33 protein-coding genes and 1 pseudogene are annotated in these 23,980 nt (G+C 50.5%); 26 read left to right on the top strand and 8 right to left on the bottom strand.

The window, feature by feature from the left end; translation table 11 throughout:
- The 4 genes and pseudogenes from KTJ90_RS08345 (at position 1) to KTJ90_RS08330 (ending at position 3,131) form a co-directional block, all read left to right on the top strand.
- Positions 1 to 909: pseudogene (locus KTJ90_RS08345) on the top strand (baseplate assembly protein).
- The gene (locus KTJ90_RS08340; RefSeq protein WP_008925347.1) at positions 902 to 1,510 is read left to right on the top strand and encodes a phage tail protein I; all 609 of its coding nucleotides are present in this window, start codon (positions 902 to 904) and stop codon (positions 1,508 to 1,510) included. Before KTJ90_RS08345 ends, KTJ90_RS08340 begins: the two are co-directional and overlap by 8 nt.
- Positions 1,507 to 2,739, top strand: coding sequence for a phage tail protein (locus KTJ90_RS08335; RefSeq protein ID WP_499026278.1), 1,233 nt, complete (start codon positions 1,507 to 1,509; stop codon positions 2,737 to 2,739). Before KTJ90_RS08340 ends, KTJ90_RS08335 begins: the two co-directional genes overlap by 4 nt.
- Positions 2,739 to 3,131: a tail fiber assembly protein gene (locus KTJ90_RS08330; RefSeq protein WP_008925349.1), complete on the top strand. Its 393-nt coding sequence runs from the start codon at positions 2,739 to 2,741 to the stop codon at positions 3,129 to 3,131. The genes KTJ90_RS08335 and KTJ90_RS08330 overlap by 1 nt, the downstream gene beginning before the upstream one ends.
- A 54-nt stretch (positions 3,132 to 3,185) precedes the next feature.
- Here KTJ90_RS08330 and KTJ90_RS08325 read toward each other — a convergent pair whose 3' ends face one another.
- From KTJ90_RS08325 to KTJ90_RS08315, 3 genes are all read right to left on the bottom strand, one after another.
- Entirely contained in the window at positions 3,186 to 3,626 is a 441-nt protein-coding gene (locus KTJ90_RS08325) for a WapI family immunity protein (RefSeq protein WP_003854558.1), read from the bottom strand.
- Between the two features lie 72 nt (positions 3,627 to 3,698).
- Positions 3,699 to 4,319 (bottom strand): hypothetical protein, encoded by a 621-nt coding sequence (locus KTJ90_RS08320; protein ID WP_261766303.1) that lies wholly within the window; start codon positions 4,317 to 4,319, stop codon positions 3,699 to 3,701.
- 589 nt (positions 4,320 to 4,908) lie between these two features.
- Entirely contained in the window at positions 4,909 to 5,241 is a 333-nt protein-coding gene (locus KTJ90_RS08315) for a hypothetical protein (protein ID WP_499026275.1), read from the bottom strand.
- Between KTJ90_RS08315 and KTJ90_RS08310 the strand changes: the two genes are divergently transcribed.
- A complete protein-coding gene (locus tag KTJ90_RS08310) occupies positions 5,228 to 5,467 on the top strand; it encodes a hypothetical protein (RefSeq protein ID WP_499026273.1) in 240 nt (79 codons plus the stop codon). The genes KTJ90_RS08315 and KTJ90_RS08310 overlap by 14 nt on opposite strands.
- 143 nt (positions 5,468 to 5,610) lie before the next feature.
- Here KTJ90_RS08310 and KTJ90_RS08305 read toward each other — a convergent pair whose 3' ends face one another.
- The 3 genes from KTJ90_RS08305 to KTJ90_RS08295 all read right to left on the bottom strand — a co-directional run bounded on the left by KTJ90_RS08305 (position 5,611) and on the right by KTJ90_RS08295 (position 9,531).
- Positions 5,611 to 7,119: a P-loop ATPase, Sll1717 family gene (locus KTJ90_RS08305; protein ID WP_499026271.1), complete on the bottom strand. Its 1,509-nt coding sequence runs from the start codon at positions 7,117 to 7,119 to the stop codon at positions 5,611 to 5,613.
- 262 nt (positions 7,120 to 7,381) lie between these two features.
- Positions 7,382 to 8,593, bottom strand: a complete 1,212-nt coding sequence (locus KTJ90_RS08300; protein WP_499026269.1) for an HNH endonuclease — start codon at positions 8,591 to 8,593, stop codon at positions 7,382 to 7,384.
- A gap of 98 nt (positions 8,594 to 8,691) precedes the next feature.
- Positions 8,692 to 9,531 carry a phage repressor protein CI gene (locus tag KTJ90_RS08295; RefSeq protein ID WP_499026267.1) on the bottom strand — a complete coding sequence of 280 codons (840 nt, stop codon included), beginning with the start codon at positions 9,529 to 9,531 and terminating at the stop codon, positions 8,692 to 8,694.
- A gap of 108 nt (positions 9,532 to 9,639) precedes the next feature.
- On the opposite strand from KTJ90_RS08295, the gene KTJ90_RS08290 reads away from it, so the two are divergent.
- The 10 genes from KTJ90_RS08290 (at position 9,640) to KTJ90_RS08245 (ending at position 15,393) form a co-directional block, all read left to right on the top strand.
- Positions 9,640 to 10,041, top strand: a complete 402-nt coding sequence (locus tag KTJ90_RS08290; RefSeq protein WP_003854592.1) for a hypothetical protein — start codon at positions 9,640 to 9,642, stop codon at positions 10,039 to 10,041.
- A 31-nt stretch (positions 10,042 to 10,072) separates the two neighbouring features.
- Entirely contained in the window at positions 10,073 to 10,582 is a 510-nt protein-coding gene (locus tag KTJ90_RS08285; protein WP_499026265.1) for a phage regulatory CII family protein, read from the top strand.
- A 9-nt stretch (positions 10,583 to 10,591) separates the two neighbouring features.
- Complete coding sequence (locus tag KTJ90_RS08280) at positions 10,592 to 10,780, top strand: phage filamentation protein Fil family protein (RefSeq protein ID WP_499026263.1); 189 nt, start codon at positions 10,592 to 10,594, stop codon at positions 10,778 to 10,780.
- Positions 10,744 to 11,085: a DUF5347 family protein gene (locus KTJ90_RS08275; protein ID WP_499026261.1), complete on the top strand. Its 342-nt coding sequence runs from the start codon at positions 10,744 to 10,746 to the stop codon at positions 11,083 to 11,085. Before KTJ90_RS08280 ends, KTJ90_RS08275 begins: the two co-directional genes overlap by 37 nt.
- Before the next feature lie 67 nt (positions 11,086 to 11,152).
- On the top strand, positions 11,153 to 11,383 hold the full coding sequence (locus KTJ90_RS08270) for a DUF2732 family protein (protein WP_499026259.1): 231 nt from the start codon (positions 11,153 to 11,155) through the stop codon (positions 11,381 to 11,383).
- Positions 11,383 to 11,607 (top strand): TraR/DksA family transcriptional regulator, encoded by a 225-nt coding sequence (locus KTJ90_RS08265; RefSeq protein WP_182685720.1) that lies wholly within the window; start codon positions 11,383 to 11,385, stop codon positions 11,605 to 11,607. Before KTJ90_RS08270 ends, KTJ90_RS08265 begins: the two co-directional genes overlap by 1 nt.
- Entirely contained in the window at positions 11,607 to 13,835 is a 2,229-nt protein-coding gene (locus tag KTJ90_RS08260) for a replication endonuclease (protein WP_499026257.1), read from the top strand. Before KTJ90_RS08265 ends, KTJ90_RS08260 begins: the two co-directional genes overlap by 1 nt.
- Before the next feature lie 109 nt (positions 13,836 to 13,944).
- On the top strand, positions 13,945 to 14,121 hold the full coding sequence (locus KTJ90_RS08255) for a hypothetical protein (RefSeq protein ID WP_182685716.1): 177 nt from the start codon (positions 13,945 to 13,947) through the stop codon (positions 14,119 to 14,121).
- A 293-nt stretch (positions 14,122 to 14,414) separates the two neighbouring features.
- A complete protein-coding gene (locus tag KTJ90_RS08250; RefSeq protein WP_499026255.1) occupies positions 14,415 to 14,795 on the top strand; it encodes a hypothetical protein in 381 nt (126 codons plus the stop codon).
- 1 nt (position 14,796) lies between these two features.
- Complete coding sequence (locus tag KTJ90_RS08245; protein ID WP_499026253.1) at positions 14,797 to 15,393, top strand: hypothetical protein; 597 nt, start codon at positions 14,797 to 14,799, stop codon at positions 15,391 to 15,393.
- A gap of 38 nt (positions 15,394 to 15,431) precedes the next feature.
- Here the strand turns inward: KTJ90_RS08245 and KTJ90_RS08240 are convergent, their stop codons facing one another.
- Both KTJ90_RS08240 and KTJ90_RS08235 read right to left on the bottom strand, forming a co-directional pair.
- Entirely contained in the window at positions 15,432 to 16,466 is a 1,035-nt protein-coding gene (locus KTJ90_RS08240) for a phage portal protein (protein ID WP_499026251.1), read from the bottom strand.
- The gene (locus KTJ90_RS08235) at positions 16,466 to 18,229 is read right to left on the bottom strand and encodes a terminase ATPase subunit family protein (protein ID WP_499026249.1); all 1,764 of its coding nucleotides are present in this window, start codon (positions 18,227 to 18,229) and stop codon (positions 16,466 to 16,468) included. The genes KTJ90_RS08240 and KTJ90_RS08235 overlap by 1 nt, the downstream gene beginning before the upstream one ends.
- A gap of 144 nt (positions 18,230 to 18,373) precedes the next feature.
- Here KTJ90_RS08235 and KTJ90_RS08230 point away from each other — a divergent pair, with 144 nt between their 5' ends.
- From KTJ90_RS08230 to KTJ90_RS08180, 11 genes are all read left to right on the top strand, one after another.
- Positions 18,374 to 19,222, top strand: coding sequence for a GPO family capsid scaffolding protein (locus tag KTJ90_RS08230; RefSeq protein ID WP_499026247.1), 849 nt, complete (start codon positions 18,374 to 18,376; stop codon positions 19,220 to 19,222).
- Between the two features lie 52 nt (positions 19,223 to 19,274).
- On the top strand, positions 19,275 to 20,384 hold the full coding sequence (locus KTJ90_RS08225; RefSeq protein WP_499026244.1) for a phage major capsid protein, P2 family: 1,110 nt from the start codon (positions 19,275 to 19,277) through the stop codon (positions 20,382 to 20,384).
- A gap of 3 nt (positions 20,385 to 20,387) precedes the next feature.
- The gene (locus tag KTJ90_RS08220; protein ID WP_499026242.1) at positions 20,388 to 21,056 is read left to right on the top strand and encodes a phage terminase small subunit; all 669 of its coding nucleotides are present in this window, start codon (positions 20,388 to 20,390) and stop codon (positions 21,054 to 21,056) included.
- A 92-nt stretch (positions 21,057 to 21,148) separates the two neighbouring features.
- Complete coding sequence (locus KTJ90_RS08215) at positions 21,149 to 21,619, top strand: head completion/stabilization protein (RefSeq protein WP_086905976.1); 471 nt, start codon at positions 21,149 to 21,151, stop codon at positions 21,617 to 21,619.
- The gene (locus tag KTJ90_RS08210; RefSeq protein WP_499026240.1) at positions 21,619 to 21,822 is read left to right on the top strand and encodes a tail protein X; all 204 of its coding nucleotides are present in this window, start codon (positions 21,619 to 21,621) and stop codon (positions 21,820 to 21,822) included. The genes KTJ90_RS08215 and KTJ90_RS08210 overlap by 1 nt, the downstream gene beginning before the upstream one ends.
- A 2-nt stretch (positions 21,823 to 21,824) precedes the next feature.
- Entirely contained in the window at positions 21,825 to 22,043 is a 219-nt protein-coding gene (locus KTJ90_RS08205) for an HP1 family phage holin (RefSeq protein WP_010255079.1), read from the top strand.
- Complete coding sequence (locus KTJ90_RS08200; RefSeq protein ID WP_010256694.1) at positions 22,027 to 22,536, top strand: lysozyme; 510 nt, start codon at positions 22,027 to 22,029, stop codon at positions 22,534 to 22,536. Before KTJ90_RS08205 ends, KTJ90_RS08200 begins: the two co-directional genes overlap by 17 nt.
- Positions 22,533 to 22,955, top strand: coding sequence for an Rz-like lysis system protein LysB (gene lysB / locus KTJ90_RS08195; RefSeq protein WP_499026237.1), 423 nt, complete (start codon positions 22,533 to 22,535; stop codon positions 22,953 to 22,955). The genes KTJ90_RS08200 and lysB overlap by 4 nt, the downstream gene beginning before the upstream one ends.
- Positions 22,852 to 23,124, top strand: a complete 273-nt coding sequence (gene lysC, locus KTJ90_RS08190; protein ID WP_418797863.1) for an Rz1-like lysis system protein LysC — start codon at positions 22,852 to 22,854, stop codon at positions 23,122 to 23,124. The genes lysB and lysC overlap by 104 nt, the downstream gene beginning before the upstream one ends.
- Positions 23,057 to 23,524 carry a phage tail protein gene (locus tag KTJ90_RS08185; protein WP_157353732.1) on the top strand — a complete coding sequence of 156 codons (468 nt, stop codon included), beginning with the start codon at positions 23,057 to 23,059 and terminating at the stop codon, positions 23,522 to 23,524. Before lysC ends, KTJ90_RS08185 begins: the two co-directional genes overlap by 68 nt.
- Positions 23,521 to 23,973 (top strand): phage virion morphogenesis protein, encoded by a 453-nt coding sequence (locus tag KTJ90_RS08180; RefSeq protein WP_499026234.1) that lies wholly within the window; start codon positions 23,521 to 23,523, stop codon positions 23,971 to 23,973. The genes KTJ90_RS08185 and KTJ90_RS08180 overlap by 4 nt, the downstream gene beginning before the upstream one ends.
- Positions 23,974 to 23,980: the final 7 nt, after the last annotated feature.

Below are 23,980 nucleotides of genomic sequence, written 5' to 3'. Positions count from 1 at the left end.
ATGGCAACTATCGACCTGAGCCAGCTACCCGCGCCTGACGTGGTGGAGTCGCTGGACTATGAAACCCTGCTGGCCTAGCGAAAGGCAACGCTGATTTCCCTTTACCCGGCCGAGCAGCAGGAGGCTGTCGCCCGCACGCTGACGTTTGAATCAGAACCCATCGTCAAGCTGCTGCAGGAAAACGCCTATCGCGAGCTGATCCTGCGCCAGCGCATCAACGAGGCGGCAAAGGCCGTCATGGTGGCATATGCACTTGACGGCGACCTTGACCAGCTCGGCACTAACAATGGTGTAACCCGCCTGACCATTATCCCGGCTGACAATACAACAATTCCGCCGACCTCCGCCGTGATGGAAAGTAACGACGATTTCCGGCTGCACATCGCCTCGGCTTTTGAGGGGCTGAGCGTGGCCGGGCCAACCGGTGCATATGAATACCACGCCAGAAGTGCCGACGGCCGCGTAGCCGATGCATCAGCCATCAGCCCGTCGCCCGCCGTTGTTACCGTGACTGTGCTCGCGCGTGAGGGCAACGGCGTGGCCGGTGATGATTTGCTGGCCGTGGTTAACGCTGCGCTCAATGACGAAGACGTGCGCCCGGTTGCTGACCGGGTGAGCGTGCAGTCAGCGAAGATTGTTAGTTACGAAATCGAGGCCGAGCTTTACCTCTATCCGGGGCCGGAAGCGGAGCCAATCCGTGCCGCTTCAGAGGCAAAACTCGCCGCCTTTGTCAGCGCACAAAAGCGTCTCGGCCGTGACATTCGCCTGTCTGCGCTGTATGCCGCCATGCACGTTGAGGGCGTGCAGCGCGTCAACCTTATCAAGCCTTCCGCTGACGTGGTGCTAGACAAAACCCAGGCCGCTTACTGCACAGGATACGCGCTGACCGTGGGAGGCTCGGATGAGTGATCGCCTGCTGCCGACCGGCTCGTCAGCGCTTGAGGTTGCTGCCGCCGAGGCTCTTGCAAGCCCCGGTACGATGAGCGTGCCGCTGCGCCAGTTATGGAATCCGCAAGCCTGCCCGGTTGAGCTTCTGCCCTATCTGGCGTGGGCGTGGTCAGTTGATCGCTGGGATTCAGCCTGGCCGGAATCAACAAAGCGCGCCGTGGTTGCCGCCTCGCAGTACGTGCATCGGCACAAGGGAACGATTGGCGCTATACGCCGCGTCGTTGAGCCTCTGGGCTATCTCATCAGAATCATTGAGTGGTGGAAAACCGGCGAAGCGCCTGGCACGTTCCGGCTGGATGTGGGCGTACTCGATACCGGCATTACTGAGGAAATGTATAACGAGCTTGAGCGCCTGATAGCCGATGCGAAGCCCTGCAGCCGTCACCTTATCGGCCTGTCTATCAATCTTGACGTGAACGGCGCGCTGCCGGTTGCCGTTGCCAGCTACAGCGGCGACGAGCTGACCGTTTATCCCTATACCCCTGAACTTATCAGCGTCGGCGGGCCGGGTTATTCCGGCGTGGCGGTGCATCTTATTGACCTGACGGAAGTGAGCGCATGACGACAAAATATTTTGCCCTGCTGACCAATCAGGGCGCGGCTAAGCTGGCGAACGCCGCCGCACTCGGCACGAAAGTAAACATCGCCTCGATGGGCGTCGGCGACGGTGGCGGCACACTGCCGACCCCTGATGCGGCACAGACAAAGCTCATCGGCGAGAAGCGACGCGCGCAGCTTGATTCGCTGACCGTTGACGCGGCAAACAGCAGCCAGATTATCGCAGAGCAGATTATCCCGGAAAGCGAGGGCGGTTTCTGGATCCGTGAAATCGGCCTGTATGACGCTGACGGCGTGCTGATTGCCGTTGCTAACTGCCCGGAGACTTACAAGCCTCAGCTGGCCGAAGGAAGCGGCCGGACGCAGACCGTGCGCATGATTTTAATCGTGAACAGCACAACCGCCGTCACGCTGAAAATTGATCCGTCAGTGGTGCTGGCAACGCGTAAGTATGTTGATGACGCTGTGATCGAGGTGAAAGCCTACGCTGACGAGGTGATGGCAAAGCATCTCAAAAGCGCTAATCCGCATGGTCAGTACCCGTTAATTGAAAACGCATTAAAGGAAATGGCCGATGCCGGGCTGTTGCCTGACGTTCTGAAAAATCTTGGCATCAGCGATAAGTTTTCCGGCCGTTTTATCGGGTACCAGATTTTCACCACGCCCGGAGCAGTTAACTACAAACCCACGCCGGGAACGAAACGAATCAAGATTATCCTGACCGGAGGTGGTGGCCGGGGTTATGGTTATCTTGCCTGGGGATCGAGTTATGTTTCCCGTGGTGCGGGCGGGGGAGCAGGCGGAACGGTAATCGCTTGGCTGAACGTGGATGAGACAAAAAATTATCCTGGCGTAGTCGGTAGAGGCAGTAACGAAACCGACGGCGCGACTAGCAGTACCTTTAACGGTCAGCTGACAGCGGGCAATGGCTATAATACGACTTCCGGTGATGCCGGTGGCGTTGGCGGCTCGGCCATAGGCGGATTGTTAAATATACAGGGGGGTGATGGCAGCGACGCGCCCGGACTGATTACGGCCTCAAGCAACCCTTACCGGGGCGGCTCTGGTGACGGCGGCGTCAGTTACTGGGGCGGCGGTAGCCGTAGCGGGGAAAGCTCATCATCAGGCAAAAAAAATACCTATGGTGCAGGCGGCGGAGGTACAACGCGTACCGATCCCTTTATCGGAAGTTATGGATCTGACGGTATTATTTATATTGAGGAGTTCAGCTGATGAAAACCTACGCCCGGATTGAAGATAAGCGAGTTGCGGAAATTGTCTCTATGAGTGTCAAGCCAGAGAAACTCTATCATCCGTCACTGGAGTGGGTAGATATTACCGCATTGTCTGAACAGCCCGGCTGTAATTATCTCTACAGTGACGGCGTATTTACAGCGCCATTTGTGGATGCCAAAGATGCTGGCTTTCTGGCCAGCAGCCGTTTGTCGGCAGAAATGGACGAAGCTAATCGTACTATAACCCCTTTGCAGGATGCGGTTGATATCAGCATTGCAACTGACGAGGAACTAACGCGACTGGCTGCATGGAAAAGATACCGCGTTATGCTGAGTCGGACGGATATCACGACCGCGCCAGATATCAGCTGGCCAGATAAGCCTGAATAAAAAATTCATTTTACGCCCGAAGTTTTCAGTTAAAAATTCTCAATGGCAAAATGTTTAATTCTGCCATTGAATCATTTCATCAAGCCGCTTCAGAATGTCAGGAAAATAGCTTTCATTAAGGCTGAAGTCACCTTTAACCTGAACGCTGTCGGCGTGTGGTTCAGGGCGGATATCAAACTCCACTATAACACCTTCTTTACCCGTAACTTTTCTGATAACCATATTGAGCTGGCCACGTTCGCTGCGAAAATTAAAAGGTTTTAATTCACGCTGCGTGATAAGTGCTTGGTAATGTGCGAAAAACTCATCCTTTAAAATCTTTAGCTCGCCGATGGTAAATTCAGTTTGAAACTGCATTTTAAGGCCGCTAACAGAGAACTCAATCCAGGACTGGATCCAGTCCCATAGATGATCAACCGGGTCGGCCTCATCGTCTGAGATTCTTTCAAAGGGAGAAATTACAAATGTGAAATCTTCATTGCGCAAATCAAACATACAAGTTGTCCAGTCTGTCAATCCATGTATTTAAAATGCGATATCGTCCAGTCTGACTCACGCACGACGACTTCAAGTCGTGTATTCTTTATACTCATATTCCATTGTTTGCTTATTAAAGCGTAGTTTAAACAATCTGGTCTCATATCTGAACATACCTTCACCTTTGCGGGGATCTGCCATCCGCCTGCCATAGCGAATCGCTCTTTCCTGAATTTGCAGAGGGACATAGCGACTCGGTTCATACATATGTTTTGCAGCAGTCTCGGTCATTTTAAGGTTACGTGCATGCAGCCCGAGTTTAAGTCTGCTGCGCAGAAAGGATATAGTGGAGTGACTGAGCTTCGCATAAACAGCGGCACGTGCCCCTGATTCAAACAGCACCCGCCCTGTACCAAGGATACGAAAAATACCCAAGCCAAACAGGGCAATATCAGTGGGATCGATCAGGGGTGTTTCAAGCGGCGCTTCTTCCAGCCTGACAAAATGCCCCTGAACATCATAAATCTGCCACAAACCCGGAGCCTGTGCTACTGAGTTACCGATACACATTCCGCTGGCTTCATCTGTTACGGGCTTTGCATTTTGGGGCAAATGGTCGGGCCGAATCTCAAAAAAAACGCCCTGAGGCAGTCTCGACTCAAATGTGTAGTAACGTCCGGGTTCCTGTTTTGCTGCTGTTCCTGAAATCATTCTCAATCCCTCGTTCATGACAATGGCTGTTTATAGTGCCACAGGAAGATAAAACAATCATTTCCCATAGATGCCCGTGCTCCTGTTAACAGACGGCAACTGCGTGTGCCCCTTTCCCTGATGTCAGACCATGAGCACTCCCTTAAAACAGCATGCATCAAATGCCTGATTATCTTTATGGTGTCCGCATCGTCTGAGTCAACGATGCCAGGCGCACAATTTCTACCACTATCGTAAAATGTTCTAAATCGTTCAGGATATTGATGCTGAAAATGCAACATAAGCGTACTTATTGCGACAGGGTATAAGCAGGCTGCGTAGTTATTTACTAAAGGATAGAAACGACAGGTTCAATAAACTCAATCCGCTGGCGTTGGTGGCGAAGAAAAATAGCGACAAAGTGGCGGCACAGAGTCCAGCAGAGTAGAACAGGAAGTAACAGGAGCGGGCTTAACTGATTGATTTCACGTTAAGTCATTGATACGAAGTGCCAACCAAAAAAAGACCGAATACTATTTTCTATCTTTATTTTCATATAGTTACGGTCTAAAATGGCGATGGAATGGCTCTTCAATGCTTGGAGCAATTTTTATTCTAAAATATCTATAGATTTGATCTTTTGAATTGTGGCAACAATCTCATCAGGATTGCAGTTTGATGCGTCGATTTCTTTTACTTTATCTCCATCAAAAACAATCCGCACTTTCTTACCACGATTAACAAAAGCTACTAGTATGCCTGCCACTCCGCCGATAAGAGCAGTCGCTATTGGCAACGCAATATTTATGTACTCAAGATTACCAGCAGAAAAACATAAAGGCCCTCTGTCATTTTTTTGCCCTAACTTATCGAGTTCATCCTTAATCTCGTCTATAATGTTCCATCTTGCACGACAATGGATTGATTCAATGAAATTATTCATCTTGAGTGACAAACTCCCTTTAATGAAAAGAATTAAATTTGCTGTTGTTTTTATTAATAGTGGAATAACTATTCTTACCGGTAAAAACCTTTCATTCTCATTTCAGACAACCTTGATCGAGCAATTAAGTGTGTTTGGAGCTGATACATATCAGCAAAGTTTACCAACCGATGAGACTATTATTTTACTTACTAATAATGGTAAGCTTGTTAAGAATACCTCTTAAATATCTTACACCATAACTAAATAACATTTCAGCCTCGTATTTTTTTATTAAAATTTTTCTCACATGAATTAAAGATAATTGAAGCTTAGGTAAATGCCAAAATTTATTATGGCATTTACCAGTGGCTATGTGAATATTAAAATTCAAAGTTTCTTAACACCTAATACCTCAATCAACCCGGGATGAATCCTGAACCTGTTGGCTGTGTGAGAAAAAGATGTTCTGCTATCACGATATCTAAATATGTATTCCGAGCCACCGTAGCCACTACCACCAGCTTTATAAAAGCCAATAAAAGAATAATCATACAATGCTTCTAATGACTCATTAAAACTTTTTCCTGAAGATGGATAAACCGTCTTACAGGTATTTTCAAATATATCTTTATCAAACTGCCATGTTCCTATGGCTCTCAGTACGTCAAGATACTTTTCATAATCTGGAAAATGCTTATGGACCTCGTCATCAATTTCCCTAAGGAAGTACTCACTATAATCTACTCTAGCACTGTGAATATCTATGTTATCAATTTTTAACAAGTCATCCTGACTTTGGTCGTTATTTTGACTTAGTCTTTCTCTATGCTTCGCCAATGCACTATTGGCAAACTTTATCATGTCTCTAGGGCGCAAATATGTCCTATCCTTCATATGGTCATATTTTGTCTGATGTCCAGGCATCTCACGCTTTTCATTAAATACAGATTCCCATGGTATAACTTCCTCCGAAGAAGAACCATCACCTAGTAGAATTGAGAATCTTTTTTCCATTAAAGATTTCAGTGTCTTTTGTGTTCTAACTGTATCCCATTCAATTAACGATAAGAAGTTTTCAGTTATTTTGTTTTTATCTTCAAATCTGAGTATATTGTAAATATCATCTCTAAGGAAAATAGCAACTATAAAATTAACACCAGCTTCTTTTGCAGCAATATTAACAGATCGAGCGGCCAAAAGTAGACCGATCAGTCTACTTATATAATCTTCAGAACTAATATCAAATCCTAAATCTAACTGATCGAAAGCTATAAAATATTTATGGTCAGGATTAACAGATTTTAAGGCCCTCGTTAGCAACTGTGCATTCACCTCTTGTATTATTGTAGGTAACTCTGACATAGGAATGGTTTCTGCCGATGCTCCACCTTTAAACACGCTGAAGTTCAGTTCGAAATGAGGCTTAATTTTTATTTGTTTTTGAGGATTGAAAACCTGAGTTATATCTGGATCCCTACTACCATAAGCATCAATTATAAATGCTTCTAATTTTTCCAAGTTTTCTAAAGACACGTCGTTGCATGGAAGCGACTGGTCTTGATTCAGCACAATTTTAGCCAACGAAATCAGAATTAAATACTTCCAGCTATGTGTGTATTTATCATCGTTAGGTATTCCTGCTCTTGCTTGTTCTTGATGAAAATGCCACGGGTAGTCGGAAAACGTATGCCCATATGAAAAAACATCGTGCTGTCTTGTAGTAATTATTTTTTTGAAAATAGCAGTTTTACCACTTCCTTTCTTGCCTACAACAAGAAACTTTTCAAAGTTAATAATATCTTCATATGCTTCATGGTCTTCAAAGGCCTTTAAAAGAATCTCATCATTATCTGCATCTGTCCCGCCAAAGGTTTTGATACTACTTAAAGATTTCATATTCATTCACCCATTGAGTTGTTAGTCTTCAATCAGAAATTTTTTTCCATCGTTAAAATAACCTTTTCTTTGGTAAAACATCTTTAACATCACACTCTAGACTGCTTCTTTTACATTGAGAGTTTTTTTTCGGGCAAAGTTCCTACATTATATATATCATACTAAGAGTAAATGTAAAAACAAAAGACTTATAGTGGTGCGAGGCTAGGATATGGCGGCATCTCCAGCGCTGATCATGGATCCAGTAATCTCTCAAATGTAGTCACTGATAGAAATATTTATTTCTGTGCCAACTAAGATACTTAGCATTATTGGGATTAATTAAGAATTTTTTTTCAAGATCAACACCTAATTTTTCTAAAATGTCAGTTCCCCGTAATTTATCCGAAAAGAGCATTTGGCCATTATCTTTGAAGCTTATAAAGCCTCTATCAAAAAGAACATCAATACTGGCGGATAGAAGTAAGCCATTTCCAGGATCTAATCTTTCCTGATTCGTTGAGTCTTTCCAAGGTTTAATGTGACTCGCTCTCAACAAATCAGGAAGCTCAATTCCAGTTACAATACATTTTTTATGTAATGCAATTACATCCTGCCTAAACTTACCCTGCCCTATTCTTGCATCGACAAGCTGTTGGCGCTCGGTCACAGGAATGTTTATGTTTTCTTCAATTTCTGAAATATCTTTATTTATCTCACTTATCTCAACATCATTTTTTTGTACATCAGGAACCGCTTTATCAATAATTTCAAAACCCAATTTTTTCAAAATCTCAAAACACGGCGTACCATTACCACCTGAAAACTCGTCTGAAAACAATGGCCTGTTTATTACTTTGGCTGCTGCAAAGCCAAATATAACCTTTGGCGCAAAAAGTTCAAGTCCATACTTAAGATCATAAGTTGATGATTGCTGATATTTATAATGCGATTTATTCAATGTGTTATAGCTTTTTATAACATTCAAAACATCATTTCGTTTAAGTTCAACCAGCAATTCAGCAAGGTTATGCACTCGGTTGTTCAAACCTTTTTTCAATGCAACTGCTTTACCATTAGATAAAAAAACGCCTGCTCTTGAGAGTAAAAAATTAGCCACATTAGCTGGGATATTAGAGCAGTAACCCTCTTGGGATTTTCCTTCAGAAGTTATTGGTGAGTACTTTATTTTTTTATTATCCACCAAATACTCTTTATGCTCTAAAATCGAAACGGGATTTTCCAATTTAAAATGCTTAAACTTTACTCTCCATAGTTCGCCTTCCTTATCTTCACTATATATAACTGAACTTTCTGTAATTCCAATATATGAAATTATTCCTTTGGAGCAGAAGAATAACACATCTCCTTTTCTTATATCCTTGACTGATTCCCTATAATAACTGTAATTTACAGAGGGCCGCGAGTTAATGTAGCCCTCTTCCAATTCTTTAAGCTGAGATTTCGGTTTTTGTGTGATCCAGAAATAATCCATCTTGATGCACCTCCAATTTAAAAGTTGTTTTTATTTTTCATGCTATCAATTCATTGGAACATTAGCAGAACAAGCCTGAATGAAAATTGCAATTCATGTTAATTATAAGTCAGTGTTAACACCACTTTACCAGCAGCTTTTATTTCCTCGACACCGCATGTAAAATTATTGCCCTTACCTGTCACGTTTAACTTTCGGCCCGGCAATAATGCTATATCATAGATATCATATTTATCATCAATGCCAATTAGCCAGCGGCCGTTACTTATGTCTTTAACACTCTGGTCTACTATCCATGCCTCGACGTTACCTGAAATAAATATTGGTTCAATAATTGGTTGTTTAATGAAGCTAAAATCTGCTAACCAAGTCCCGCTATCAATTAACACACCTGCTGCCAAATTCTTATGCGGGATCTCATGACCACTTAAATCTTTAAGAAAATTTTTGTGATGCTTACCCTTCCCTGTAGCGAGCCACTCTAATGAGGCACCTGTATCGAGTGCACAAGTCACTACTACATCTCCAGGAAAATAATTTCTGCGTACCCACGTACTTACTGTGCCGGATGATATGCCAAGCAGATCGCAAAGTTGCTTTTGAAGGGTGAAACCATATGCATCCATGATTCTGCGCAGCACTGCTTTGCCACCATTGGATGTGATTTCCTTCAAAAGAGCTTCGCCAGAAGGCAGCTCTATAGTTCGCTCCAAGTTTGCATTTGCAAGCTTTCCATTCAAAAGCCATTGCAGATCTACGCCGGTATCAAGCACGCACTTAATAATCGCGCTACCAGGCACGCTATTACGTTGTGACCATGCACTTACGTTATTTGAGGGAACATTGAGGGCTTCAGCCAATGCACGCTGTGTCGTTACACCATAAGCCGAAAGTAACCTCTCAATCACTTCTTGGGCATTTGACTCTAAGTTAGGCATACATAACCAACCACAAAAGTAGTTTACATGAGCACAATTGTGATCTAACGTATGTGCACACCACATGTAACACCGTAGAACACGTTATTTAACTGGAGATATTGCGTTATGCATACTGAAAATGCAAACAGCCAGAACGCATTTGACTTAGTGCAATCTCAAGATTTTATTGCCAATGTCGCAGCGATTTTGATGCCAGCCATCAGCGAAGCGGTAAACGACGCCGTAAACAAAGCCGTCACGCTCGCCACATCCCCAACCATGTCTAAGCAGGACTTTGCTGCAGCCAACCGCATCAGCCTGTCTGTGCTGGAGAAATGGATTGCTAATGGCGTTGTCTTGCTTGCCCCTACTCCATCTTTCACCTACACGCAGAACCGCACTAATCGTAAGACCGGCGAAGTGGTAGAAACCACCATGACGAAACATGGCAATCCGCTTATCAATGTTGCTGCATGGCGTGAGAAGAACCGCCAACAAGCAATCAAATGCCGCTACATCAAACCATAACTTGATTTTGCAAGTTAAGAAGGATCTGAGCATGTTTGATTTCAAGGTTTCTACCCATACCCATTACGACGATGCTTGTCGTAAATTCGCCTTAGCTCACAACATGGAAGACGTCGCTAAGCAGTCCGGCATGCGTGCGCAAACGCTACGTAACAAACTGAATCCAGACCAGTCACATCAGCTTACCGTCTTAGAGGTTTTAGCCCTTACCGATGTCACTGAGGATGCAACGTTGGTTGATGGCCTGTTGGCGCAAATCCAGTGCCTCCCCTGTGTGCCGGTAAATGAAGTCGCAGATGAAAAATTTCCCCTATATGTCATGAAAGCCACCGCAGAAGTAGGCCAGTTAGCAGCTGGTGCAACCTCTACAGAACCTATGACTGCCAACTGTAAACGCGGCCTGCTGCAAAATGTTAATAGCGGTATTCGCTGCTTAACACTGGCCGCAATGGCAGTACAAGCGCGTATTCAGGCTAACCCGGCACTGTCCTCAACTGTCGATGCCATCAGCGGCATCGGTGCATCATTTGGCATGAGTTGAGTGGTAATCATGATCTCATTGGCAGCAAGGCTTAAACGCCAAAGCCCATCTATGTCTTATGGACACGGCTGGATCATGGGAGAAAACGGTAAGCGCTGGAATCCAGTAACGCCGTCAGCTTCAGAAATCAAAGCACAGGCATTACTTAAGAGGAGCAAATCATGGCTATCGAAGGCGATTCCATGCTGGTCGAACTAACAGCCGGTCAACGTGTTGCCGCGTTGAATCATGTAGCTCTGCTTCGGGCTCAACTGATGGGCGGTAATTGTGAAAAAGATGTAGCCCGTTTTATTGCTGAAATGCGCGATGTGACTGACAGCAATTATCAGGATAACAGGCGTGCTTTAAGTGCCATTTTCTTTCTGGCAAACATCGGTAAAGACCGGCACTCAGCCGATTTTACTGATCTCACTACTGATGAAAGAAACGCGTTGATTCGCGCAATGAACCAGCTGAAAGCCGTTGTGAGTTTGTTTCCCAAACGAATGACTCTTTTAAGCTAAATAACCCAAAGCAATTAATTGGCGTAAACCCGCCGGGATTCGCTTTGCCTGAAGAAAGGAAAATCACATGCTGAATAAATCATCTGCTACCAATAAACCTGCTTCATATATTGAACTCGATATGATGCTGAATGATGCTCGCAAGGAAGAGCGTCTTGCTCGTGCAGAACTTATGGCCTCACGCCTCAATGTATTGGCATGGAAGATCCGTAGTGATGGAATGACACACATCGAAGCAGCCGAGCTACTTAATCATGAAGCGGAAAAAATCCAGGCTCAGATTGAGGAGGCGCACTAATGGCTGACTCAATGGACATCGTGCAGCAGCGCACCGATGAAATGCTGGCTCGAAATATCGCCAATATCGTCAATCGCGCGCCTGCTATAAGCGCCTCATTTTGTGAAGACTGTGATGCCCCAATTCCTGAAAAGCGCCGGCGCGCGTATCTGGGTGTAACTCGCTGTGTTTCCTGCCAGGAAATTGAGGAACATCGCAGTAAACACCGGCAGGGTAATTCCTGATGCATGAGGAATTTGCTTACCCGTGGAATGCTCCACGGGAAGCCATTGCCAGCCCCTATCCCACTTATGAGGAAATGCACAGCCGCAGTCAGATGATTGCGGCTTTAGTGGGTGCGCAGGAATTACTCGAAAAACAGCCGACGCTGATACAGCTCGACGTTAAACGCCGCGTCAGCGATCTGGAAAAGAAACAGGGAACAGCCCGCGCCAATGCGTACTTAACAAAAACATTTGTTGAGCGCACATTGCCACGCGTTGAAACCGTTAACGCTCAATATCGTGTCGGGGTAATGAAGGGGAGCACATTAAAGTTACTCGGGGGTAACGCAACTGAGCGTGACAACACGGCTGTAGCAGGTGGTCAGCTTTTCAATCTAATGCGCCGCTTCAACCGACTGCCTGACATGGCGCGCACCGACGTCGATCTACTGGCCGGGGATGTTGCTAATTTCATCCTCGCCGAGCTGGTGCAGGCGCACGCGCAGGCCAGCGACGAGTCAGATTACAAATACACGCACCGTGTTTACATGACCGCTGCCACCATCACCCGCGAGCTGAGCCAGACGCCTCCACTGTGGGAAAAGGTCACGTCGCGTCTTTTTGCCCCGGAGGAAGTTACTCCGGCAATCCTGCGTATGCAGACGGAAAAGTGGTGGAAAGGCAGGCTGCGTCGCGTGGCCGCATCATGGCGTGAACATCTTCAGATTGCCCTGGCTAACGTCAGTAAAAAGCACACCCCCTACGCCAGCACCATGACCGTTTCAGAGTGGCGTGAGCAGAAGCGCCGTACCCGTGAGTTTTTAAAGGGAATGGAGCTGGAAGACGAGGAAGGCAATCGCATCAGCCTGATCGAGAAATATGACGGCAGCGTGGCTAATCCGGCGATCCGCCGCTGCGAGCTAATGACCCGCATTCGCGGCTTTGAAAACATCTGCAACGAGATGGGCTTTATCGGCGAGTTCTACACGCTGACTGCCCCTGCGCGCTATCACGCCACAATAAAAACTGGCCATCGCAACCGTAAATGGAATGGTACCAGCCCGGCCGACACGCAGCGTTATCTCTGCAGCGTATGGCAGAAAATCCGCGCCAAGCTGCACCGCGAAGAAATCCGCATCTTCGGGATCCGCGTTGCTGAGCCTCATCACGACGCGACCCCACACTGGCACATGCTGATGTTTATGCGCCCGGAACAGGCTGAGCGCGTGCGCGAGATTATGCGCGACTACGCCTGGCAGGAAGACAGCAGCGAGCTGACGACCGACAAGGCCCGTAAGGCCCGTTTTCACGCCGAGGCTATCGACCCGGAGAAAGGCAGCGCAACGGGTTACGTTGCTAAATACATTTCAAAAAATATTGATGGTTATGCGCTCGATGGTGAGACAGACGACGAGAGCGGCAAAGATCTGAAAGAAACTGCCTCGGCCGTTTCCGCCTGGGCGGCACGCTGGCACATCCGGCAATTTCAGTTTGTCGGCGGTGCGCCGGTCACGGTTTACCGCGAGCTGCGCCGCATGGCAGACAGCGAAACTGCGCACGGCCTGAGCGTTGAGTTTGCGGCCGCGCATGACGCCGCCGACGCAGGAGACTGGGCTGGATATGTTAACGCACAGGGTGGCCCGTTCGTGCGCCGTGACGAGCTGGCTGTGCGCACCTGGTATCAGGGAAGCGAAGACATGAATGAGTACGGCGAGGAAACCGTGCGTATCAAGGGTGTTTACGCGACTGAAGTTGGCGACGATACACCAATTCTAACTCGTCTGATGCAATGGAAAATTGTCCCGAAGCGTGCCGTTGATTTGGGTTTTGAATTTAAGGACGCGTCCGCGTCCTCTCGGAGTTCTGTCAATAACTGTACGGAGCCGACAGGCTCTGAAGCCGCTATCGATTTCACAAAGCCCCCTACTCGCGCCGAGCGAAGAAGGATTATTAAGCGATTTAAAGAAAAGCCAGCGCAGGAGCAACTTGAGCCGGATAAATATCCACCTGAAGTGAGTCATTACTCAGAACGGGAGGCGCTGAAAAAGAGTTTCTTTGAGATCTCAAGGTTAACACTGTCCGACGGTGAAGCTGTACGCATGATGAAAGGACATACCATCAAGGTTGGGGAGCTTTCTTACTGGAGCGGCACAAGCGGCTACCTCTTTCATAGACGGCGCAAAAATCCCACTCCATTAGAGCGCTTCATAGCACTCGCGAGAAAAAGAGGCTTACAACTGCCTGATTAATAAAACGGCAGTCGGACTAATCTGAGCCGCACGATTCTTTACGATTTGAAGTCACCATGATACTGTTTATACATACAGTATATTTTGACTAGAAGGAGTTAATCATTTGATGAACATAGATAATCTAAGTGAAACGGTCGCACGCATCCAGTTCGTTGCTGACATATCACTGATCGCACACTGCAAAGAAGATGAATTAAAAATGGCACTGTCGATGATCAGTGACATGGCAGGCACAATCGACACATCTGTTTTCGAAGCTGCCATATACTGCCAGGCAGAATGATTAATTGCCCTTCCCTACCCTTCTCTAGCCACCTTTCAGGTGGCTTTTTGCTTCTGCATCAAAGTGCATATGCTTGCATGAATCCGCATGATCCAGATTGGATCGCTAAGCGTCTGTAAGTCCAGAGCTGGCGCGTTCAGAGGTGGTACATGCACATGCATGAAAAGCGATGCATAAAGCGGGCAGGCGTGGCGGGGATAGCATTGCGCGCAGGGGTGCAAACATGTTTAATGTTGTAGTTTTAATTTGTCGAACTTAGTATAAAAATATCTAAGGTAAAGGAGTGAATCTCAATGGTTAAAGAAGTGTATCCAGTTCCACCTGCGCCCCAACAACCTAACTCACATGGTTTAGGACTTGGACTGTCTCAACTTAGCAATAGGTCAGGTTTAGTTTTGCCCGAATCTCGAGGGCTTTGGTTTAACAATCAAGAAATTTACCTAGACGGATGGAAGTTCATCTCATGCCGATTCGATAATTGTAAAATTCATGTGAGTACCGGTAACTTTGTGATTGAACGGTGTTTTATCGATAATACAAATATTATTTATTACATGGGTACTTCGGTAAATATCATACAGCTTTACAATCGAGGTAGTGAATGGGCCAGAACTGCTACACCGGGTTTTGCTGCTGCTAAAAATGAAGATGGCACTCTGACCATAGGGGCATGATATGGCTCTGTTAAATTCTGAGTTTAAAGCAAGGTTAGATGCTTCAATTAAATTAAGCCCTAAAAAAAACTTAGCTATAGTAATTGTATTTGCTACGTTATGCGGTATTTTTTCTTTTATAGGCTGCCTCTTTTTATGGTTTGAAAAAGAAGGCATGCCTGGCCCATTTATAGTAAGCGGATTGTTTGGAATAGTTAGCTTTGTAGTATTTTTATTGACCTTTAGAGGGGGGCAACTCTCGGATAAGGAACCATTTGAGATAGTCCAAACTCCTGATGGAGTGACTGTTAGAATGGATTCAGCTCTCTTCTTAAGAAGTAAGGATGTTGCAAACGTTGTTAGCTTGATGGCCAATACAAGATACTTACCTAAGCCAGCAGGAGTTTTAGACGAATTTGGAAATATTATTCCTAACTCTCAGTTACAGGCACAAAAGATGGTCAATGAGGCTAACGACAGTGTCAAAAGTGCAATCAGGAAAAATGTAAACAAGGTAATGCAAAATCCTGATATTGCAGTGCGAGGAGAAGTCTTAATTCAACCAGATCCTCTTGAGAATATACATACTCAAGTTGACAAAGATGTAGCTATTGATTAAATACACTTTGAATAAAACCTAAGTGCATTTAATCCAGATTATAATAATGAATAATCTTTAAACTTTATAATTTCTATGTCGAGCCATGTATTTATCTCTTTAAATCTTTCTTGAAGCGGCGTCAGCTCATTACGAACAAAGACCTGCGCCGCCTTCACCGCATCACCAAATCCGCCGGAGTTATCCGGGATAATCCCCATCATCTGCGGCGGTACGCGGTGCGCACTTAATAGGTCGTCGCGGCTGGCCTTCTTGATGTTAAAGAAATCGTCTTTCGTCGCCACTTCACTAAGCGGCAGAATCTTGATCCCGTCCGGCTTTCCGTTTGGCGCGTACATGAACAGGTTACGGAAGTTACCCAGCCCTTTCGTGTCGCGCATCGCCTGGCGCATCCGGTCAACGTCGCTGCTGCTCTGCGCCGCATCGGTCATGTAAAGGATGTAACCGGCGTGCGCCCCGTTCTGATAATACTTGCGGCGGAACAGTGTCGCCGCCTCATTCAGCCAGGCGGAGTTAAGCGCGCTGAGGTATTCCGGCAGGCCATAGAGTTCCTGATTAATATCTGGCTCCAGCAGATGAAACACGCTCCCGGCCGAAAATTCGTGCGGCTCCTTCCAGTCATTCACAAACCAGTAAACGCCATCTTTAACGCCTCTGCGGGTGAATTTGGCCGGGGTGGTTTCAAGGCGCAGCGGCTTACCCAGGCTGTTACGGCGCAGCTCGGCAAAAGCGTTGCCGAAGACCAGGTAATCCAGCGCGAACTTGCTGAACTCCTGCTGGCTCATCATCGGGTGCGGAATAAACGTTGAAGCCAGAATGTTGCGCTTCACGTAAATTGGCGAGCTGTGATGCACGGCCGAGCGCAGGCTTTTCGCCAGCCCGCTAAAGCTGACCGGCGGCTCAAACCAGCGCCCGTTACCGATGCACTCGGCGTAATCCAGAATGTCGCGCTTATCCATGACCGGTGTCGGATCGCCAAAGGTAAACGCCTCGGCGTGCTGCTGCTGCGGTGCGGCTGCCTGTAACGGCTGCGCGATGGCGGTATGAGCCTTGCGGCCTCTGCGTTTGCTCATCAGTAGAATTCCAGAATTGAGGGATTAGCGCCGCCGCTGGCTGCGGTAAGCGGCTCGTTTAACAGTGCGTGCATGATGGCCCAGGCGACGTCAGCGTGGCTGGCCTCTTCGCTTCGGCTCGCCTCGTAGGTTGAGCGGTTGCCGCTGGCCGTCATGGTTTTACGGATAGCCATAAACGACTGCGTGATGTCTGTAGCCCCGGCGTCATACTCAAGCCGCCCGCTGCTGATGGTGTCTTTCGCCTTCAGCACCATTGCGGTTTTAACTTCAGGTGAATATTTGATTTCCCGCGCGGCCGGGTAAAACTGGCGTACCAGCTGAAAAACACCCTGGCCGATGCCGGTGGCATCCACGCCGATATATTCAACGGTGTATTTTTTCGTTAAGTCCTCGATAGATTTCGCCTGCGCGGCAAAGTCCATGCCCCGCCACTGGTGACGCTCCAGCACGCGGAACTTTCCGCCCGCAACCAGCGGCGGCGCGATAACCGCACAGCCTGCGCTGTCGCCGGTGTGCGACGGGTCATAACCAATCCAGACCGGTCGGAATGAAAACGGGCGCGGCAGGTACGGGTTAAAGTCTTCCCACTCTTCCAGACTGTCGATCATGCAGGTCTGCAGCTCGGCAAACGGGAACACGCTGGCCTCATCATCGACAAACTCACACATCAGCAGGTTCTGATATTCCGCCGGGCTGTATTCAAGCTGCAGCTGATCAATGTCGAACAGGTTGCAGCCGCCGGTCAGCGCATCCTCAACCGTGACGATCTGCCGCCACTGGCCGTCACCGCACAGCGCGCCTTTTGCCAGGTGTGAATGCGACAGGTCTATCTCAATGCGATCATCTTTGCTGCGCCGTCCCTTGTTAAACAGCTCACCCGACCAGAACGGATAGGCGCTGTGTGAAAGAGCTGACGGCGTGGAAAAATAGGTCGTGCGCCATTTCTTGTGCAGCGACATGCCGCTGGCAACCTTGCGCAGCTCCTGGAATTTCGGGATCCAGAAATACTCATCAAGGTACAGATTGCCGGTGTAGCTCTGCGCGGTGCGCACGTTGGTGCCGAGGAATATCAGGCGCGCGCCGTTCGGCAGCACGATGGGATAGCCTTTCAGGTCAACGTCAGCCTGGCGGGCAAAGTCGATGATGTATTTTTTGAAGACGTGCGCCTGCGCCTTGCTGGCTGAAAGAAATATCTGGTTGCGGCCGGTGGTCAGCGCGTCTATCAGTGCCTCGCGGGCAAAGTAGAACGTTGCGCCAATCTGGCGCGACTTCAGGATATTGCGGATGCGGTGAGTCAGCCCGGCTTTATGCCAGTTGAGCTGATACTCAAAGCAATTATCAATAAACACGCCGGTCAGCTTGTCTGTCTGTTCGTCGCTGAACTCATTTTTAACGACCGGCTGGCGCTCCCCTCTGTTGCGATTGCGCACGTTGGGGTTTAAGTCGGCCTCGTTGCCGCTGCTGCGGTAGCGCTCAACGCGGGCAAGGCGCTCAATCTGACGGCCGAGCGCGTCTATCTCTTTGTAATCACCATTCCCTTTTACCTCTTTCATGATGAGCTGAATAAGCCGGGCTTCCATGCTGGATTCCACGCGACTGATGGGCGCAACGTTGTCCCACGCGTCGCGCAGCTTCCAGCTCTGCACGGTTGGCGTTTTCTGTCCGAGCGTCTCCGCAATCTGGCGCACGGAATACCCCTGCCAGTAAAGCAGCGCGGCCTGACGGCGCGGATCGCTGATGATGGTTGTCGGTGTCATGTTCATACCGGCAAGGCTACCGGGGCCGAAAATGGCGCGCCTGCTGTCTCTGTTTGCTGATGCAGCAGCGGGCTGACATTCGTTGAGGGATTGTGTGGCGACGGGGAAACTGGCCCCGAACCGACCCAACACCTGACCGGAGCCTGATTAATGGCAGCAATCAAAGCAAAGCGTTTTCGTATCGCAGTTGAAGGCGCAACCACTGATGGCCGCGCAATTCCGCGTGAGCACATTGCGCAAATGGCGAAAAACTATGACCCGACGATGTACGGGGCGCGAATTGACCTTGAGCACATCAAAGGCATCACGCCTGACAGCCCGTTTCGCCGTTTTGGTGACGTGGTGGCGCTGTCAGCTGAAGAAATTGCTGACGGGCCGCTAAAAGGCAAGCTGGCGCTATACGGAGATATCGATCCAACAGATGAGTTGGTTGCTATGACCAAAGCACGCCAGAAAATCTATACCTCAATTCAGTACAACCCCAAGTTCGCGGATACCGGTGAGGCATATCTAATCGGCCTGGCTGTTACCGACAATCCGGCCAGCCTCGGCACGGAAATCCTGAGCTTCAGCGCCTCGGCGAACACTAACCCGCTGGAATCCCGCAAGCAGCATAAAGATAACCTTTTCAGCGCCGCTGAAGAAACTGTCATTGAGTTTGAAGAAGTGGCCGAGCCGTCGCCGTCCCTTCTGACGCGTATCACCGCCATGTTTACCGGCCAGAAAAAGGCCAGTAGTGAGCAATTCGCGGACGTCAGCGCGGCGGTAACGGCTGTTGCTGAGCAGGTGCAGCTGAACGCGGAGAGCCAGACGCAGGAGCTGTCGGCGCTGGAGCAATCCGTCACCGCACGTCTGGAGGCCATCGAGCAGCAGGCCGGGGAAGACCGCGCCGCATTCGCTGCGCTGCAGGGCCAGCTTTCGCAGACCGACTGCAGCTTTAACCGCCGCCCGGCGGCAACCGGCAGCGATCCGAAGTCCGGCGCGCAGACCGACTGCTAATCAGGCGTTGCCTGAACGTTAAAACCCAACACAGAGATAAACAGGAACGCCAATGCGCAAGAATACCCGCTTTAAGTTTAACCAGTTCATGACCCGCCTCGCCGAGCTGAACGGCGTCGAAACCGACGACATGAACAAGAAATTTACCGTTGAGCCGACGGTTACCCAGACGCTGATGAACCGCGTGCAGGAGTCTTCCGACTTCCTGACCCGCATCAACATCGTGCCGGTGTCCGAAATGAAGGGCGAGAAAATCGGGATCGGCGTATCCGGCTCGATTGCCAGCGTGACCGACACGGCAGGCGGCGACGAGCGCGAAACCGCTGACTTTGCTGCGCTGGATAAGCAGGGCTACGAGTGCGTGCAGGTCAACTACGACTTTCATATCCGCTATAACACGCTCGACCTGTGGGCGCGCTATGAAGATTTTCAGGCCCGCCTGCGTGATGCCATCGTGAAGCGGCAGGCGCTTGACCGCATCATGATTGGCTTCAACGGCGTGACCCGCGCCAAAACCTCGAACCGCGCCAAGTTCCCTATGCTGCAGGACGTGGCCGTCGGCTGGCTGCAGAAGTACCGCAACGATGCCCCGGCGCGCGTGATGAGCAAAGTCACCGAGGAAGACGGCACCGTCATTTCTGAAAAAATCCGCGTCGGCAAAAATGGCGACTATGCCAGCCTCGACGCGCTGGTGATGGATGCCACCAACACCCTGATCGAGCCGTGGTATCAGGAAGACCCGGAGCTGGTTGTTATCGTGGGCCGTCAGCTGCTGGCTGATAAATACTTCCCGATCGTCAACCAGTCGCAGGCCAACACCGAGCAGCTGGCCGCTGACGTCATTATCAGTCAGAAGCGCATCGGCGGTCTGCCAGCGGTGCGCGTGCCGTACTTCCCGGCCGACGCCATGTTTATCACCCGCACCGATAACCTGTCGATTTACTTCCAGGAAGGCACGCATCGCCGCCTGATTGACGAAGTGCCGAAGCGCGACCGCATCGAAAACTATGAGTCCATTAACGAGGACTACGTGATCGAGGATTACGCGGCCGGTTGCCTGGTTGAAAACATCGAGGTCGGCGTGTTCGCTGCACCTGCAGCCACCACGCAGGAAGCAGCGACAGAAAGCGGCGCTGCTGGCACTGCAACAGCGGAGGCGTAACGCATGTTAAGCCCTGCCCGACGTCACCGCATGCGCCAGCAGGCTATCGAAGCCTCGCAGAGTGCCGACAACCCGCTGCGCCACGCCAGCGGCTATGAGCAGATGCTCATCAAGCTCAACGACGACAAGCGCCGCCTGAAGAAAGTGCACTCCAACGAGCGCAAGGCGGAAATGAAGCGTCAGCTGCTGCCGGAGTACCTGCCGTGGGTGTCAGGCGTGCTGGAGAAAGGCAAAGGCGCACAGGATGCCGTACTGATGACCGTCATGATCTGGCGGCTCGATGCGGGCGACGTGCCCGGCGCGCTGGAAATTGCCCGGTACGCGCTGAAGCATGGCCTTGTGTCGCCTGATGGCTTTAAGCGCGCCAGCCTGCCTTATCTGCTGGCCGAGGAAGTCGCCAGCGCGGCAACGCGCGCCTGGACGGCAAAAGCGCCGGTCGATGTTGACCCGCTGCTGGCAACCATTGCGATGACGGAATCCGAAGACATGCCCGATCAGGTGCGCGCCAAGCTGCACAAGATAACCGGATATGTGCTTCGCGATGCGGGCAGGGCTTCGGAGGCGATGACCCACCTTGTAAGGGCGCAACAGCTGCACGACGGCTGCGGCGTTAAAAAAGACATTGAGCGGCTGGGAACGGCAATGAAAAAAGAAGCTATCGCCCGCCGCTGACCGAACGCGACCCCGCGCACGGGCGGCAGGACGGCAACGCACTTTCAGTGTCTGCGCCGTCCTCCACCGCCCACCTATTTCAAAGGCCGATTATGAATAACACGGTTGTTATCCCCGCCCCGCGACCGGCAGACGTTGCCGAGCCGCCGGTAAAGAATACGTTTTTCTGGCCTGACGTTGACCTGCAGCAGCTGCGCGATTCGCTGCGCTATGAGGGAACGGTCACGGCGCAGCGCCTGCGCCTTGCCGTGAAGACGGCAATTTCTGAGGTAAACGCCGAGCTGTACGACTGGCGCGCCGCGCAGATTGCGGCGGGCTTTAAGGTGCTGGCCGAGGTGCCTGCGGAATCACTGGACGGCGAGAGCGAAAAGGTCACTGCGTACCTTGCCGCTGTCAGCGCGCTGACTGCCGCCACCATCGTCGAGCGCTATCGCGGCTATGACGCCAGCGGCACGAAAAAAGCGGGCGAAATCGAGGCGAGCGCCGACGAGTACTGGCGCGATGCGCGATTCAGTATCAGCCGCATCGCCGGTAAGCCTGGCTGCATTGTGGATCTGCTCTGATGAACGTTTACGCGCAGCAGGGCGATACCGTTGATGAAATCTGTCAGCGCTATTACGGGCGTACCGGTCAGGCCATCGAACTGGTTTACGCGGCTAATCCGGGCCTCGCCGAAAGCGGGCCGGTACTGCCGCACGGCTGCGAGGTGACGCTGCCTGATCTGCCGGAATCTTCAGCAGGTGAAACCGTCAACCTGTGGGACTAAAAATGGAAAAAATCAGCTCTGTGATCAACTACCTGATTGGCCTCATCCTGATGTGGTTCGGCCGTCATACGCCACAGGATATCGCCTTTATGGTCGGTTCCGGCGTGGCCGTTATCACGCTCATTACTAACGTGGCGACGTTCTTTATCAACTGGCATTACCGCCGTAAAACCTACGAGCTGCAGCGCCTGCGGGGGGTGAGCCTTGAGCCAGACCGTTAAACGCTGCGCCGTGGTGGCCGTACTGGCAATTGCCGCGCTGCTGCCACAGTTTAAAACCCTGAAAACGTCCGAGGCCGGACTTGCGCTTATCGCCAACGCCGAGGGGTGCCGCACTTCGCCTTATCAGTGCAGCGCCGGAGTCTGGACTAACGGAATCGGTCACACAGAGGGCGTGACGCCGCAAAGCCAGATCAGCGAGCGACAGGCGGCGGTCAATCTGGTGTATGACGTGATGCGCGTCGAGCGCGGGATCGATGCCTGTATGCGCAGCGATATGCCACAGCCGGTCTATGACACGGCCGTTTCATTCGCCTTTAACGTCGGCGTGCGCGCGGCCTGCAGCTCGACATTTGCCCGTTACATCATGATGCAGCACTGGCTTGATGCCTGTAATGAGCTGCGGCGCTGGGTGTTCGTTAAGGGCGTGAAAAATCGCGGGCTGGAAAACCGCCGCGCTGCGGAAACAGCCTACTGCCTGCGGGGTGTCAAATGACGCGCCTGATAGCTCTGCTTCTGGCGGTGGCTCTGCTGGCGCTGGGCGTGACTGGCTGGCAGTGGAAAGTCGCCAAAGACGATCTGAACAGTGCGCAGCGCATTATTGGCACGCTGTCGGCCGGTATCGAAAGCCGCGATAAAGCGATAGCCAGGCTGGATGCCGATGCGAGGGCCAGCCAGAAACGTGAGGCCGAGCTGCGGCTGATGCAGGGACGCGCCAGCACGGCCGCGCTTAACCGTGAAATGACCATACAGAGAGAAACCGATGCGAATCCGATACTGCGTGACTGGTCTGCTGCTGCTTTGCCTGACGATGTTATCCGGCTGCACGCCCGCCCGGCCTTCGCCAGCGCCAGAGATTATCTGGATTGGGTGTCCGCGCGTGACAAGCTGCCCGGTGCCGGGAAACAGCCTTAAAACCGCTGGCGATCTGGCGGCTGACAATCGTCAGCTTGAGGCCGCACTCGCCGCCTGCGGGCTGCAGGTCGAAATAATCAAAGACTGCCAGGAACAACACGATGCTGAAACCACAACAACTGCGCCAGGCGCTGACCGACAGCGTGCCGGAGCTGCAGCGAAATCCTGACGCGCTGAACGTGTTTATCGACAGCGGGCGCATCGTCTCGACGCTTGCCAGCTCGCTGTCGTTTGAATACCAGTATCGGCTTAACATGGTTATTACCGACTACGCCGGTAACATCGACCTGCTGATCGTGCCGCTGCTTGCCTGGCTGCGAACGAATGAACCCGACATTATGGCAAGCGAGGAAAAGCGCCGGACAGGCTTCACCTTTGAGGCGGATGTTATCAGCGACACGGCCAGCGATATCAGCATTGAGCTGCAGCTGAGCGAGCGCGTGATCGTGAAGCAGGCCGACGACGGGCTGCACGTGACCCACGTCGGCGAGAACCCGCTGCCGGAGAATGACGCGCGGCCGGTGCAGCTTTACGTTAAAGGTGAGCTGGTCAGTGAGTTACAGACATGAGCGAGCTGCAGCTGGTAAATGACCGTCTGGAGGCGCTTATCAACAGCCTGTCAGCCCCGGCGCGTAAAGAAATGGCGCGCAGTATTGGCCGCAAGCTGCGCGCGAGTCAGCAGCAGAACATCAAGCGCCAGCAGGCACCTGACGGCACGCCGTTTAAGCCCCGCAAAACGCAGCCGGTGCGCAGCAAAAAGGGCCGGATAAAGCGCGAGATGTTCGTTAAGCTGCGCACCGCTAAGTACATGAAGACGCAGGCCAGCCCGAATGAAGCCGTGATCGAGTTTGCGGGTAACGTGCAGCGCATGGCCCGCGTGCATCACTACGGGCTGCGCGACCGTCCATCGCGTAAAGGTAAGGAGGTGAAGTATGAGGCCCGTCCCCTGTTGGGCTTAAGTAATGATGATTATCAAGTTATCGAGGACATTATTATAAATGCACTGGCACAACATTAAGTTGTGC

The organism is Pantoea jilinensis (genome assembly GCF_019104105.1).
GTDB classification, from domain to species: Bacteria; Pseudomonadota; Gammaproteobacteria; order Enterobacterales; family Enterobacteriaceae; genus Pantoea; species Pantoea eucalypti.
The sequence above is the reverse complement of the archived record's forward strand: the minus strand, read 5'-3'. Positions and strand labels throughout refer to the sequence as shown.